Origin of the sequence: Streptacidiphilus cavernicola (assembly GCF_042510955.1) — a bacterium.
GTDB lineage: Bacteria > Actinomycetota > Actinomycetes > Streptomycetales > Streptomycetaceae > Streptacidiphilus > Streptacidiphilus cavernicola.
The window spans coordinates 134,957-148,045 of record NZ_JBHFAB010000016.1; the positions used below are offsets into that span (position 1 = coordinate 134,957).

Below are 13,089 nucleotides of genomic sequence, written 5' to 3' on the forward strand. Positions count from 1 at the left end.
AGCGAGGTGGGCCACGTGGTGACGGGTCTGACCTCTTCCCTTCAGGGTACGGCGACAATCAGTTCCAGCCCATACACGGAGCGCTGAGATCATGGCAGTTACCGCTAACGGCGGGCGCGCACGCCGGAGCGCCCGCGCCGCCGAAGCGCTCCCGCGCAGACGCGCAGTGCTCCGGGCGTGCATGGAGCATGCCTGAGGCGGCGCGCATGTGCAACGGTACCCACTGCACCGACTCGGCGATTGCGCAACCGATTTTCGGTCAGAGCAGGTGATATGCCTCGTGCATATGCCAGAGAAATGCCACGATGCCCCTCATGTCGCCCTTACTGCTCTTCGACCTCGACAACACCCTGGTCAATCGGAACGAGGCCTTCCAGAGCTGGGCCGAGCGGTTCCTGGCCGACCGTTCCCTGCCCCCCGGCGATCTCGGCTGGTTCATGACGCTGGACTGCGGCGGCTACCTGGACCGCCGGGTCCTGCTGCGGGCGGCGGCGGACCGGTACGGGCTCTCCCAGCGGCTGGAACCGCTGCTGGCGGACTACCGGGACACCGTCACCGCCCTGATCCGCTGCCCCACCGCCCACCTCGACGCCCTGCGGGAGGCCCGCGCGGCCGGCTGGACCCTCGGCATCGTCTCCAACGGCGCCACCGACCAGCAGCGGGCCAAGATCGAACGGACCGGCCTGGCCGAGCTGGTGGACGGCTGGATCATCTCCGAGGAGGTGGACTGCGCCAAGCCGGACCCGCGGATCTTCACCCTGGCCGCGGGCCGCTGCGGGATCGACCCCGGGATCGACTGGACCGCCGAGGCGTGGATGGTCGGCGACCACGCACCCGCTGACATCGCCGGGGCCGCGGTGGCGGGCATCCGCAGCGTCTGGCTGGCGCACGGCCGCGCCTGGCCGGAGACCGGCTACCACCCGACGCTGACCGCCGCCGGCCTCCCCGAGGCGGTCAGCCGCGTCCTCGCGTCACCAACTGCGTCACCAGTCGCATCTGCATCCGCGTCACCGCCCACGACGGCGACGGAGGCGACGGCGCCCGCGACACCCGTCCCCGCCTTCGCCCGCGTGCTCTCCCCCGCCGCCGTCGCCGCCGCGCCCGTCGCCGTGACTGTCCCCGCGCCCGTCGCCGTCCCCGTCGCCGCGGCGCGTGACCGGCCGGGCCACCCGTGCCGCCACGGCGGGGTTCAGCGCACTACCGTGCCCGGATAGCGCCACCAGGTGGTGACTCCCTGCTCGACGAAGCCCAGCCTGCGGTAGAGGGGTTCGCCGAGCAGGGTCGCGGTCAACGTGGCCGCCCGGTCCGGGTGGGCCCTGAGCGCCTCTGTCAGCACCGCTCGGGCCACCCCGTACGAGCGGTGCCGCTCCAGCACCGCGACCCAGTAGATCCCGACGGCGGCGCCGTCGTCCCAGGAGACACAGCCCCCGGCCGGTTCGCCGCCGCGCCGTGCCAGCCAGAGGCGGCGTCCTTCCAGCGCGTCGAGCGACGCGGGGAACATCCGTCCCCGGCGCAGCGGCATCCGCGCGGGCATCGGGAAGCCCTCGACCACCACCCGTTCCGCCGCGGCGAGATCCTCCTCGGTGCGCGCCTGGAACACCTCGACCACCGGTCCGACCGCCGCCTCAGCCGCCGCCTCGAACGCTGCAGACGATCCGGCCGCCGTCTTGGCTGCCTCAACCGCCTCAACCGCCTCAACCGCCGTGCCGCCCGGCCCGCCCGCGCGAACCGCCGCACCGGAAGCCGGGCCGCCCCGCTCCCCCGCTGCCCTGACGACACCCGTGCCGGGCCCCCGCTCCGGGACCGGACCGGGCGGTCTGACCATCACCGCCATCGGCAGGGCCCGCTCGCAGCCGTGCCCGGAGAGGTCGAGCGCGGCGTAGGGGTCCTCCAGACAGAGACTGCCGGTCTCCCAGTCCCGGAACAGCGTGAGCAACTCCCGGCTCAGCGCGACCGGGTCGGCCGGCCGCCGGGTGAGCACGACCCGGTGGCTGTCGCCCGGATCCCCCTCACAGCGCACCGCCGTGTAGCCGGGCCCGGTCCGGGTCTCCCAGCCCTGGATGCCGGCCATCGCCAGCCAGTGCCTCGCCGCGTTGTCATTGGCCAGTTCGAGGCCACTCGATCGGTCCACCCGGACGACCCTACCCGGGCCCCGACGGCCGACAACTGACGGTGGTTCGTAGATTTTCGGCTACCCGGCACAGCATTTGCGTCCCCCGCGCCCCTGGCTTCCCCGGAACCGTGCCTGTTCATGCGCCCCATGCGCGCCCCTCGTGCCTCCTTGCACCCTCCTGTGCTCCCCATAGCTGCTTTTCGGTCAACTTCGCGACGACCTCCGTTGTTTGGCCATAACCGCAGCCCAGCGCCGGGCGCTGAGCAGCGGACTCTCCCCGACCGAACCGGCGACCGTGCGACAACTGGCCAGTGCCGGACACGCCCCCTTCCCCGACGGCCCGACGGATGCCACTCTCGGTGATCGAATGCTTCACGCCAAATTGCCTTATCGACATAGCGTCGGATGGTGAACTTGTCGCACCAGCAACCCTGGACACAGTAGATTCGATCTTGGCGAGAGCGGGGGCCTCGAAGTGCAGCGCAGGACCGAAGCAGCAGCATGACGCCGCAGGCGACGACCGTGCGGTCGGCAGTCCCGGAGGTCGACGGGGCGGAGCCGGCCGGGACACCGGTCGCGTCGGCGGCGCACACGACCGAGGGGGGCCGGAGCGCCTTGAGCAGGGTCAGCAGGAACGCCGCAGCAGCCGCCGGCACGGGCGACGCGGGCCAGGACGCGGGGGCCGCCGGCGGGCCGGCCGCCACCGAGGCGCCCCTCCCGGCGCCCGCCCGCAAGCTGTCGGGACGGCGCCGCCCCGAGATCGTCGCCGTGCTGCTGTTCAGCGGCGGGCCGATCTTCGAGAGCTCCATCCCGCTCTCCGTCTTCGGCGTCGACCGGCAGGACGCCGGTGTCCCCCGCTACCGGCTGCTGGTGTGCGCGGGCGAGGAGGGACCGCTGGCCACCACCGGCGGGCTGACCATGACCGCCCCGTTCGGCCTGGAGGCGCTGGCCCGCGCCGGCACCGTGGTCGTCCCGGCCTGGCGCTCGGCCGCCCAACTCCCGCCACCGGAGGCGCTCTCCGCCCTGCGCAAGGCCCACCACGAGGGGGCCAGGATCATCGGCCTGTGCACCGGGGCCTTCGTGCTGGCCGCGGCCGGGCTGCTGGACGGCCGCCCGGCCACCACGCACTGGATGTACGCGCCGACCCTCGCCAAGCGCTACCCGCAGGTCCAGGTCGACCCCAGGGAGCTGTTCATCGACGACGGCGACGTGCTGACCAGCGCCGGCACCGCCGCCGGGATCGACCTCTGCCTGCACGTGGTGCGCACCGACCACGGCGCCGAGGCAGCCGCCGCGCTGGCCCGCCGCCTGGTCGTGCCGGCCCGCAGGACCGGCGGCCAGGCCCAGTACATCGACAGGTCTTTACCGGAGGAGATCGGCAACGACCCGCTCGCCGAGGTCGTGACCTGGGCCCTGGACAACCTCTCCAAGCAGTTCGACGTGGAGGCGCTGGCCGCCCGCGCCTACATGAGCAGGCGCACCTTCGACCGCAGGTTCCGCTCGCTCACCGGTAGCGCGCCGCTGCAGTGGCTGATCTCGCAGCGGGTGCTGCAGGCGCAGCGGCTGCTGGAGACCACCGAGGCCTCGGTGGACGAGGTCGCCCGGCGCTGCGGCTTCCGCTCCCCGGTGGCCCTGCGCGGCCATTTCCGACGGCAGTTGGGGGTGTCTCCGGCGGTCTACCGGACCACCTTCCGCTCCCGCAGGCCGCAGGCCGCAGGCGCCGACGGCGCTCCTGGCCGCGGGACGCCCGGGGCCGGGGCCACGGGCACCGGGACCACCGGCACCGGGCCCATGGTGCCGAGCCAGGGCGGCGGCGCGGCCGACGACGGCCACGGGCTGCTCGCCGCCGGGCTGCCGACCGGGACGGTCCCGGTCCAGCCGGGCCCGTCCGACGGCAGGGGCGAGCGGCTCCCGCGACCGCAGGACCGGGCCCGGCAGGGCGGCCGTCCGGACCCGGCCGACCACTCGGCCGCCGAGGACAGCCGTACCGACGGCGGCGCCCGCGGCAGGCGCGAGGGCCCGGTCGAGCCCCGGGTCGGCCTGCCCGCGCGCGGACACCCCGACGCAGCCTGGGCGGCCGTCCAGCGCCGCGTCAGCGAGTAGCCGACGGGGCGCGGCGGCGGGGGTCGGAGCGAAGCGGCGGCGGGGGTTCGAGCGAAGCCGCGGCGCACCGCCGGGTCGTGCCGGGTTTGCTTTGCAGGCGATCCGACAGATGATCGACCCTGCGGGACCGCCCGGTCCCCTGCCGCGCACTTCCACAGGGACGGTGAAGCACGTGAACGATCGCATGGTCTGGATCGACTGCGAGATGACAGGGCTCAGCCTGGAGACGGACGCGTTGGTCGAGGTCGCGGCCCTGGTCACCGACTCCGAGCTGAACATCCTGGGCGACGGCGTCGACATCGTCGTCCGGCCCCCGGCCGAGGCGGTCGCCGGGATGCCGGACGTGGTCCGGGCCATGCACACCTCCTCGGGGCTGCTGGAGGAACTGGACCAGGGCGTCACCCTGGCCGAGGCCGAGGCCCGGGTGCTGGCCTACATCCGCGAGCACGTACCGGAAGCGGGCAAGGCGCCGCTCTGCGGCAACTCGGTCGGCACCGACCGGGGCTTCCTGGCCCGGGACATGCCGGCCCTGGAGACCCACCTGCACTACCGGATCGTGGACGTCTCCTCGATCAAGGAGCTGGCCCGCCGCTGGTACCCCCGCGCCTACTACAACAGCCCCAAGAAGGTGGGCAACCACCGCGCCCTCGCGGACATCCGGGAGAGCATCGCGGAGTTGAGGTTCTACCGGGAGGCGGTGTTCGTCGCCCAGCCGGGACCGGACACCGAGATCGCCAGGGCGATCGCAGCCCGGCACCAACTCCCCCAGGGCTGAACCCCCCTGCCCCGAACTCCCCCCGCCTGACCTGCTCCGACGCGCTCCCCCGGGGCTTCGATCCGAACCGGTAAGTCGGTCGAGAGCACCCTTCCGGATCCTGTAGAGTTATCTCCGTCAGCGCGACAAGCGCGAGACAGATGGTGGGTGTAGCTCAGCTGGCAGAGCACCGGGTTGTGATCCCGGGTGTCGCGGGTTCAAGTCCCGTCACTCACCCCATCTGTTCAAGGCCCTGACCGGGGAAATGGTCAGGGCCTTGAGTTTTTTCCGACGCCGCGTCACTCCCGGTCGACGGTCACCTCGTAGGCGATCTCCCAGCGCAGGTCGGGGACGACCACGTCGGCGGTCTCGACCGGGCGGTCGTCCGCGTCGTAGTAGGTGCGCTCGATGATCGTCAGCAGTTCCCCGAGGGAGATGCCGAGCAGGTTGGCTTGCTCCTGGGTGGCGCGTGAAGGCCTCGGCACCTCGAAGGCGTAGCCGACGGCGATCCCGATCGAGCGCATCCGCTCGACCACACCGCGCCCGGCCAGCGGCCCGGACTCGGGCAGCAGGACCGGAGTGCCGTCGGTGATGGCCATGGGCTCCCAGGAATCGGAGAGTTGAACCGGCATGCCGTCTGCGAAGAACTCGTACTGGGTACGGACGCACAGGTCGCCCTCGTCGACGCCGAGGCGGGCCGCGATGTGCTTGGGCGCGGGGCAGCGCACCGCGCTGTGGGATTCCCAGGTCCCGGTGCGTCCCTGCTCGCGCATATCGGCGCGGAACGGGCTGCCGTCGACGCGGTCGCGCGGGCTGGAGCGGACCATGCGCAGCCGGTCGCGCGGCGAGCGGACGAACGTGCCGGATCCGGCACGTCCTTCGAGGACGCCCTCGATGATGAGGCGCTCGGTGGCGCGCTGGATCACATTGGCGCCGACCAGGTAGTCCTCGGCGAGAACGCTGCGACCGGGCAGTTTCTCCCCGACGGCCCACTCGCCGGCTTGGATACGGCTGCGCAGGTCGTCGGCTACCTGGAGATACGGGGCCTCTCGTGGCATGCGGGCTCTCCATGCTGCTCACACCTGCGCCGGAGCGCGTATGCGAGTGGTGGACTTCACCGGACGTTGACAACCTAATCCATTAGGTCCAAGCTGATCCATCAGGAACACTATACGTGACCACGCGCGTACAGCTACGTACGGGTGCGTACAGGGGGGAGAGCAGTGGGCTCACGAACCGCGCGGGCGATCGATGTGGCCGCCCGGCTCTCGGCGGCGACCGGGCAGGAGCCCCGCACCAGCGAAGACCCCGAGGTCACCCGGATCACCGTAGCGATTCCCGCCGACCTCTCCGAACCCGCGCGCCTCACCGTTCTGGCCGCCCTCGCCGCGCTTCCGCTCTCGGACACCTACGGGCACGACCGCGCCGAGGACGACTCGCAGACCCTGTGGGTCGAGCTCCGTGACAGGAGGAACCCTCCATGACCACCGCACCGCAGCAGCAGTCGCCACCACGGCGCGAACCGTGCCCGGCGCCGCCGGACCCCAGAGACCCCAGGGCGTCCCGACCGGAGCACTCGCCGCCGGATCCGTCGCCGGACCCACCGCGCGGGTACCTCACCCCCGAGTGCCGGATCGGCCGCACCGACCCGGACTTCCGGGACGGCTGCCGGTCCTGCCGGGCGCCCGGCTACCGGCATCCGGTCCTCGGCTGGATGCCGGTCCCCTGCGGCTGCGTATGCCACCTGGACAGCGATGACCAGGAAACGGGCCGGGAAGCAGGCCAGGAAGCCGGGGAGTCCCCGTGAACGACGTGGACGAGCCCAGCGGCACCGCCGCGGGCTACTGCCACCGCTGTGAGACCTGGACCCCGGATGCCCGGGTGGTCGCCGAGATCCACAGCGACGCCGGGGCCGGCGGCACCGTGGTCCGCTGCCAGGCCTGCGACCTCGATCCGAAGCCGCGCGCCCCGCACTCCAGCGACCCGCGCCGCTACCCGCGATAGGACACCCGCCCGATGAAGCACCTCAGGCTGCACCCCAGGCGTGCGCGCCTACTCCTGCGCCGGCCGCTGGACGCCCTCGGGCCGCTGGACGCCCTCGATCTGCAGGTCTTCGAGGTCGACCTCGGCCAGCGCGATGTCGTCCACCTCCGGGGCGTCGGGGATCTCCGGCACCGGGGGCACCACCCCCGCCTCCAGCTCCTCCGGCTCGTCCTGCTGCTGCTTGGCCAGCGCCGCTGCCGCCGCGGCCACCGCCGAGACCAGCGGCGGGGACTTGGCCGAGTCCGGGGTCGCCCCGTCCAAGAAGCGCAGCAGCTCCACCGGGAAGGGCAGTACCAGCGTGGAGTTCTTCTCCGCGGCGACCTCCACCACGGTCTGCAGCAGACGCAGCTGCAGCGCGGCCGGGGTGGCGCTCATGATCGAGGCCGCGTCCGAGAGCTTGCGGGACGCCTGGAACTCACCGTCGGCGGTGATGATCCTGGCCCGCCGCTCACGCTCGGCCTCCGCCTGCCGGGACATCGAGCGCTTCATCGACTCAGGCAGCGCGACGTCCTTGATCTCCACCCGGTCGATGTGGACGCCCCAGCCGATCGCCGGGCTGTCGATCATCAGCTCCAGGCCCTGGTTGAGCGGCTCCCGGTTGGTGAGCAGTTCGTCCAGCTCGCTCTTGCCGATGATCGACCGCAGCGAGGTCTGCGCGACCTGCGACATCGCGAAGGTGTAGTTCTGCACGTTCACCGTGGCCAGCACCGGGTCCTCGACCCGGAAGTAGACCACCGCGTCCACCCGGACCGTCACGTTGTCCCGGGTGATGCCCTCCTGCGCGGGCACCGGCATGGTGATGATCTGGACGTTGACCTTGCGCATCCGGTCCGCGACCGGGATCAGCAGGTGGAGTCCCGGCTGCTTGATCACGCGGCGCACCCGGCCGAAGCGGAACACCACGCCCTTCTCGAACTGCTGCACCACCCGGACGCCGGTGGCCAGCCACAGCGCACCCGCCCCCAGCACGCCCAGCACGACATCCACCACGAGCATCTTCTCGTCACCCCGGTCCAGCGGACGAAACCGCGAAGAAAACCAGGTCGCGCCGTGCGGCCCGGTTTCCACGCTACTCGCCGGTCCGCGCCGCCGGAACAGTACGGAACCGTCCGGGATCACCGGTCCGACCGGCCGGACCGGCGCACCCGGCCGGACCGGCGCGACCGCGACCGCGGCTCAGGCGGAGTCGCGGCGGACCAGCTCCGTGGTCAGGATGATCTGGCGGTGGGTCCGGCTGGGCGTCGCGATCTCCTCCAGCAGCAGCCGGGCCATCGCCCGGCCCATCTCCTCGCTGGACTGCCGGACCGTGGTCATCGGCGGGTCGGTGTGCCGGGCGATCGGGGAGTCGTCGAAGCCGACCACCGCCACGTCCTCCGGGATCCGCCGCCCCTGCTCCCTGAGCACCCGCATCGCGCCCACCGCCATCAGGTCGGAGGCGGCGAACACCGCGTCCAGGTCCGGGCTCCGCTGCAGCAGGTCGCGCATCGCCCGCGCACCGGAGTCCTCGCTGAAGTCGCCGCGGCCGACCAGTTCGTCGACGGGCCGCAGCCCGGCCTCCTCCAGGCCCTTGCGGTAGCCCTCCAGACGGCTGCGCGCGCCCTCCATGTCCGGCGGCCCGGTCACCGTGGCGATCCGGGTCCGCCCGAGGCCGGCCAGGTGCCGCACCGCGGCCCAGGCGCCGCCGACGTTGTCCGGGTTCACATAGCTGAGCGACTCCAGTTCCGAGCGCCGACCGCCGAGGACGGCGGGCACTCCGGTCCGCTCCAGCAGCTCGACCAGCGGGTCCTCGGAGTGCACCGAGACCAGCATCACGCCGTCCACCCGGTGTCCGCTGAGGTAGGCGGCGAAGCGCTCGCGCTCCTGCGCGGTGCGGATCAGGATCAGCAGCAACTGCATGTCGGTGTCAGACAGTTCACTGGCCACGCCGCGGATGATCTCGGCGAAGAACGGCTCGGAGGCGAGCCGGGTCTCGGTCTCCGGGATGACCAGCGCGACCGCGTCGGTGCGGCTGGTGACCAGGGTCCGGGCGGCCCGGTTGGGCACATAGCCGAGTTCGGCGATGGCGCGCTCGACCACGGCCCTGGCCTGGTCGCTGACCCCGGGCGAGCCGTTGACCACGCGGGACACCGTCCCCCGGCCGACCCCGGCGAGCTGCGCCACGGCCTCCAGCGTCGGGCGGGCCGATCCCCGCCGCGCAGGCCTCTCCCCGACATGGGCCATCGCTCGTCCTCCTGATTCCGCTCCGTACGAGTCGCACAGTAGCCGTTCCGGTGCGCGGAATTCCCTGACCTGCACAGGTTCCTTTGGGAGCGCTCCCATCCTAGGGGAGCGCACCGCCGACCACCAGCCCGGCGCGCCCGGGAGATCACCACGACGCTCCGGGGCAACCCGACCGGAGGATGCCTTGACACCCTTCCGGTGAGGCACGACCATGGCGTCAGAGATTGGGAGCGCTCCCAGGGCGAGGCACCGCCCTGGCAGCGCCTCGCCCCCGTGACACCTGCGCGAATGCCCCGCCTCGCCGATCCTGGCGAACGCCGGGCAGCGCGCGCTGACGCCTGCCCTGCGAACCGCACCTACCATTGGGAGCGCTCCCGTATGACCGCAGTCCACCCGCTCGCCGCCACAGCCGAGACGACAGCCCTCCCCCGTCCCCGTGTGCAGCCGTCCGGCGCCGACGACGGGCTCCTGCACTTCCCCACCGGCTTCCTCTGGGGCGCCGCCACCGCCGCCTACCAGATCGAGGGCGCGGCGGCCGAGGACGGCCGGACCCCCTCGATCTGGGACACCTACAGCCACACCCCCGGGCGGGTCCGCAACGGCGACACCGGCGACATCGCGGCCGACCACTACCACCGCTACCGCGACGACGTCGCGCTGATGGCGGAGCTCGGCCTGAAGGCCTACCGCTTCTCGGTGTCCTGGCCCCGGGTGCAGCCGACCGGGCGCGGCCCGGCCGTCGAGCGCGGCCTCGACTTCTACCGCAGGCTCACCGACGAGCTGCTCGGCGCCGGGATCACCCCGGTGGCCACGCTCTACCACTGGGACCTGCCCCAGGAGTTGGAGGACGCCGGCGGCTGGCCGGCCCGCGACACCGCGGAACGCTTCGGCGAGTACGCCGCGATCATGGCCGACGCGCTCGGCGACCGGGTGCGCTACTGGACCACCCTCAACGAGCCCTGGTGCAGCGCCTATCTGGGCTACGGCTCCGGCGTGCACGCCCCCGGACGCACCGATCCGGCGCACGCGCTGCAGGCCGCGCACCACCTCAACCTGGGCCACGGCCGGGCCGTCGCCGCCCTGCGCGCCGCGCTCCCGGCGAGCGCCGACCCGCAGCTGTCGATCACGCTCAACCTGCACCAGGTCCGCGCGCTCAGCGACTCCGCGGCCGACGTCGAGGCAGCCCGCCGGATCGACGCGATCGGCAACCGGGTCTTCCTCGGCCCGATCCTGGACGGGGAGTACCCGGCCGACCTGCGCCAGGACACCGCCCACCTGGTCGACTGGGACTCCCTGGTGCAGCCGGGCGACCTGGCCGCCGTCTCCGCCCCGATCGACCTGCTCGGCATCAACTACTACGCCCCGACCCTGGTCTCGGCCGGAACCGGGACCGGCGCCTCCGCCGCCGAGAACGCGCGCAACGACGCCCACGGCATCAGCGACCATTCGCCCTGGCCGGGCGCCGAGGACGTGCTCTTCCACCAGCCCCCGGGCCAGCGCACCGCGATGAACTGGAGCATCGACGCCTCCGGGCTGCACGACCTGCTCGCCAGGATCGCCGCCGAGCACCCCGGCCTGCCCATGATGATCACCGAGAACGGCGCGGCCTTCGACGACTACGTCAACCCCGAGGGCGAGGTCCGCGACCCGGAGCGGATCGGCTACCTGCACGGCCACCTCGCCGCGGTGCACGCCGCGATCGCCGGGGGCGCCGACGTCCGCGGCTACTTCCTGTGGTCGCTGATGGACAACTTCGAGTGGGCGTACGGCTACGGCAAGCGCTTCGGCGCGGTGTACGTCGACTATCCGACCCAGCGTCGCATCCCCAAGTCCAGCGCCCGCTGGTACACGGAGACGATCCGGCGCAACGCGGTCTCCCGGTCGGCACCCTGACCTCGACCGGGGCGTGTGGGCGGTGCCGCTGAGGGTCGGCACCGCCCCACACGAAAGGGGGCTCCTGCGACCGCTGTCGTAACGGAGCGTGTCGGCGGTCGTTCCCACGGGGAGCGGCGCGCCGGCTCTGACGCGCGCCCTGCACGTACCGAGGGAGCACCTCACCATGGCCACGCGTCCGTACCTGCTGCGCCGGTCCTGCGCGCTCGCGCTCCTGCTGGCCGTCGTCGGCTCACCGGCCTGGGCGGCGGCGGGGCCGACCGCCCGGCCCGCCGCGGAGGAGGCGCGGATGCCGGTCCCCGGCGCGCACGAGGTCGGCGGCGGAGCCGGCCAGGGCATCCCCGGGATCGTTCCGATCGGCTGCGGCCTGCTGCTGGCGGGCATCGCCGTGTACAAGCACCGGGGCCTTCCGCGCAGCACTGACTGATCGTCGGAGTAAGCGCTTCCAGACGCACGCGTGACCCGTCCACGCGCGTCTCCGCGGCCCGCGCGGCCGTCGTCGCGGGGCCGTCGACCCGGCCCGCCGACGGAACCGGTTCCGGCCCCAACGTTCAGGAACCGAAGCCGTAAGCTCGATATGACGGGACCTCATATCCGCTGCACCGAAAGAACTCTGCAGGTAGAAGCTGATTGCGGTCGGCCGCACCCGCGTCCCCGCGTGTTGACTTCCTGAACGATGGTCGAGCATTCAGCCCACAGTTCCTGAAGAAAAGTCACATCACCGTAACGGCAGCGACATCAACTCTTGCGGCGGTGCGGGCCCGGCCCTACCTTCAACCCAGAACACCGCCAGTAAGCGCTTACGGAAAATCCGAGGACGCCCGAATGGACACACGAGCAGGCTCCGGAACGACGCCGACGATCTACGATGTCGCCCGCCGTGCCGGTGTCTCGATCGCCTCGGTGTCACGGGTGCTGAACGGCCGGGACAATCCGCGTCCGGCCACCAGGGACCGGGTGCTCAAGGCGATCAGCGAGCTGGGCTTCGTCCCCGACGGTGCGGCACGAGCGCTCAGCAGCCGGCTCAAGCAGGTGGTGGGAGTCGTCTTCCGCCGGGTCTACGGCATCGACGACGGCGGGATCTTCGAGGACGAGGCCGAGAGCCTGCTGTTCGGCGACCAGATCAACCGGGGCATCGAGATCGTCGCTCAGCGTCGCGGCTACGACCTGCTGGTCAGCTCGGTGAACATCGACGAGCACACCCTGGCGAACCGGATCATGACCATCGCCGGGAAGTGCGACGGGCTGATCCTGCACGACCAGGTGCTCTCACCCACCGGGATCGCCAACATCGCCAGAACCGTGCCGGTGGTCACCCTGGCCGGCGCAGAGGGCGGCGCGGTGGTCAATGTCCGCGGCGACAGCGCCGGGAGCATGCGGGAGATGGCCCGCCACCTGGTCCAGGACCACGGTTACCGGCGGCTGGCCTACATCGCCGGACATGCCGACAGCCCGGACAACATCGTCCGCAGCCGCAGCTTCACCGCCGAGGTCAGAGCCCTGGGCGGGGAGTGCCTGACCGGCCCGGCCTGGCAGGGCGACTACTCGGCGGGCGGCGGGGTGCAGATCGTCCGCGGCCTGATCGCCCTGGGCGCCACCCTTCCCCGCGCCATCGCCTGCGCCAACGACCAGACCGCCCTGGGCGTCATCCACGCCCTGGCCGAACAAGGCCTCGACGTCCCCAACGATGTGGCCGTCACCGGATTCGACGACCTGCCCTTCGCCCGGCACCTCCGCCCCCAGCTCACCACCGTGCGCCAGCCCATCAGGGAGATCGGCGCCAAAGCCTTCGAGGTTCTCCACAGCATGATCACAGCCGATGAACCGGCCCGCACCGCGCCGGCGTCCGACGGCACCACCCGCGACTTCGTCCTGCCGACCCAGCTGATCCGCCGTGAGAGCTGCGGCTGCCCACCCGACCCGACTCCGTCCGTGTGGCACCAGATCTCCTGAGAGGAGCCGA

General features: G+C 72.3%; 12 protein-coding genes and 1 tRNA gene. 9 read left to right on the forward strand and 4 right to left on the reverse strand.

Annotated elements, in window-relative coordinates; genetic code table 11:
- Positions 1-314: 314 nt before the first annotated feature.
- Entirely contained in the window at positions 315-1,214 is a 900-nt protein-coding gene (locus ACEZDE_RS21610; protein ID WP_380538287.1) for an HAD family hydrolase, read from the forward strand.
- Here the strand turns inward: ACEZDE_RS21610 and ACEZDE_RS21615 are convergent.
- Positions 1,190-2,131: a GNAT family N-acetyltransferase gene (locus tag ACEZDE_RS21615; protein ID WP_380538289.1), complete on the reverse strand. Its 942-nt coding sequence runs from the start codon at positions 2,129-2,131 to the stop codon at positions 1,190-1,192. The two genes, ACEZDE_RS21610 and ACEZDE_RS21615, sit on opposite strands and share 25 nt — an antisense overlap.
- Positions 2,132-2,848: 717 nt before the next feature.
- Between ACEZDE_RS21615 and ACEZDE_RS21620 the strand changes: the two genes are divergently transcribed.
- The 3 genes from ACEZDE_RS21620 (at position 2,849) to ACEZDE_RS21630 (ending at position 5,210) form a co-directional block, all read left to right on the forward strand.
- Complete coding sequence (locus ACEZDE_RS21620; protein ID WP_380538358.1) at positions 2,849-4,216, forward strand: helix-turn-helix domain-containing protein; 1,368 nt, start codon at positions 2,849-2,851, stop codon at positions 4,214-4,216.
- Between the two features lie 172 nt (positions 4,217-4,388).
- Positions 4,389-4,991, forward strand: a complete 603-nt coding sequence (gene orn, locus ACEZDE_RS21625) for an oligoribonuclease (protein WP_380538291.1) — start codon at positions 4,389-4,391, stop codon at positions 4,989-4,991.
- Between the two features lie 143 nt (positions 4,992-5,134).
- Positions 5,135-5,210: transfer RNA gene (locus tag ACEZDE_RS21630), tRNA-His, on the forward strand.
- A gap of 59 nt (positions 5,211-5,269) precedes the next feature.
- On the opposite strand, the gene ACEZDE_RS21635 is transcribed toward ACEZDE_RS21630, so the two are convergent.
- Complete coding sequence (locus ACEZDE_RS21635) at positions 5,270-6,028, reverse strand: GntR family transcriptional regulator (RefSeq protein WP_380538293.1); 759 nt, start codon at positions 6,026-6,028, stop codon at positions 5,270-5,272.
- 165 nt (positions 6,029-6,193) lie between these two features.
- On the opposite strand from ACEZDE_RS21635, the gene ACEZDE_RS21640 reads away from it, so the two are divergent.
- A complete protein-coding gene (locus ACEZDE_RS21640; RefSeq protein ID WP_380538295.1) occupies positions 6,194-6,454 on the forward strand; it encodes a hypothetical protein in 261 nt (86 codons plus the stop codon).
- A 319-nt stretch (positions 6,455-6,773) separates the two neighbouring features.
- Positions 6,774-6,974: a hypothetical protein gene (locus ACEZDE_RS21645; protein WP_380538297.1), complete on the forward strand. Its 201-nt coding sequence runs from the start codon at positions 6,774-6,776 to the stop codon at positions 6,972-6,974.
- 48 nt (positions 6,975-7,022) lie between these two features.
- Here ACEZDE_RS21645 and ACEZDE_RS21650 read toward each other — a convergent pair whose 3' ends face one another.
- Positions 7,023-8,009 (reverse strand): slipin family protein, encoded by a 987-nt coding sequence (locus tag ACEZDE_RS21650; protein ID WP_380538298.1) that lies wholly within the window; start codon positions 8,007-8,009, stop codon positions 7,023-7,025.
- Positions 8,010-8,189: 180 nt separating this feature from the next.
- The gene (locus tag ACEZDE_RS21655) at positions 8,190-9,233 is read right to left on the reverse strand and encodes a LacI family DNA-binding transcriptional regulator (RefSeq protein ID WP_380538300.1); all 1,044 of its coding nucleotides are present in this window, start codon (positions 9,231-9,233) and stop codon (positions 8,190-8,192) included.
- A 378-nt stretch (positions 9,234-9,611) separates the two neighbouring features.
- Here ACEZDE_RS21655 and ACEZDE_RS21660 point away from each other — a divergent pair, with 378 nt between their 5' ends.
- The 3 genes from ACEZDE_RS21660 (at position 9,612) to ACEZDE_RS21670 (ending at position 13,079) form a co-directional block, all read left to right on the forward strand.
- Positions 9,612-11,126: a glycoside hydrolase family 1 protein gene (locus ACEZDE_RS21660; protein WP_380538302.1), complete on the forward strand. Its 1,515-nt coding sequence runs from the start codon at positions 9,612-9,614 to the stop codon at positions 11,124-11,126.
- A gap of 166 nt (positions 11,127-11,292) precedes the next feature.
- A complete protein-coding gene (locus ACEZDE_RS21665) occupies positions 11,293-11,553 on the forward strand; it encodes a hypothetical protein (RefSeq protein WP_380538304.1) in 261 nt (86 codons plus the stop codon).
- A gap of 398 nt (positions 11,554-11,951) precedes the next feature.
- A complete protein-coding gene (locus ACEZDE_RS21670; protein ID WP_380538306.1) occupies positions 11,952-13,079 on the forward strand; it encodes a LacI family DNA-binding transcriptional regulator in 1,128 nt (375 codons plus the stop codon).
- Positions 13,080-13,089 lie beyond the last annotated feature (10 nt).

What these genes read in the sequence shown, in the direction of transcription:
- ACEZDE_RS21610 (WP_380538287.1), top strand. Translation starts at nt 315, where the DNA reads ATGTCGCCCTTACTGCTCTTCGACCTCGACAACACCCTGGTCAATCGG.
- ACEZDE_RS21635 (WP_380538293.1), bottom strand. Translation starts at nt 6,028, where the DNA reads ATGCCACGAGAGGCCCCGTATCTCCAGGTAGCCGACGACCTGCGCAGC.
- ACEZDE_RS21650 (WP_380538298.1), bottom strand. Translation starts at nt 8,009, where the DNA reads ATGCTCGTGGTGGATGTCGTGCTGGGCGTGCTGGGGGCGGGTGCGCTG.
- ACEZDE_RS21655 (WP_380538300.1), bottom strand. Translation starts at nt 9,233, where the DNA reads ATGGCCCATGTCGGGGAGAGGCCTGCGCGGCGGGGATCGGCCCGCCCG.
- ACEZDE_RS21660 (WP_380538302.1), top strand. Translation starts at nt 9,612, where the DNA reads ATGACCGCAGTCCACCCGCTCGCCGCCACAGCCGAGACGACAGCCCTC.
- ACEZDE_RS21665 (WP_380538304.1), top strand. Translation starts at nt 11,293, where the DNA reads ATGGCCACGCGTCCGTACCTGCTGCGCCGGTCCTGCGCGCTCGCGCTC.
- ACEZDE_RS21670 (WP_380538306.1), top strand. Translation starts at nt 11,952, where the DNA reads ATGGACACACGAGCAGGCTCCGGAACGACGCCGACGATCTACGATGTC.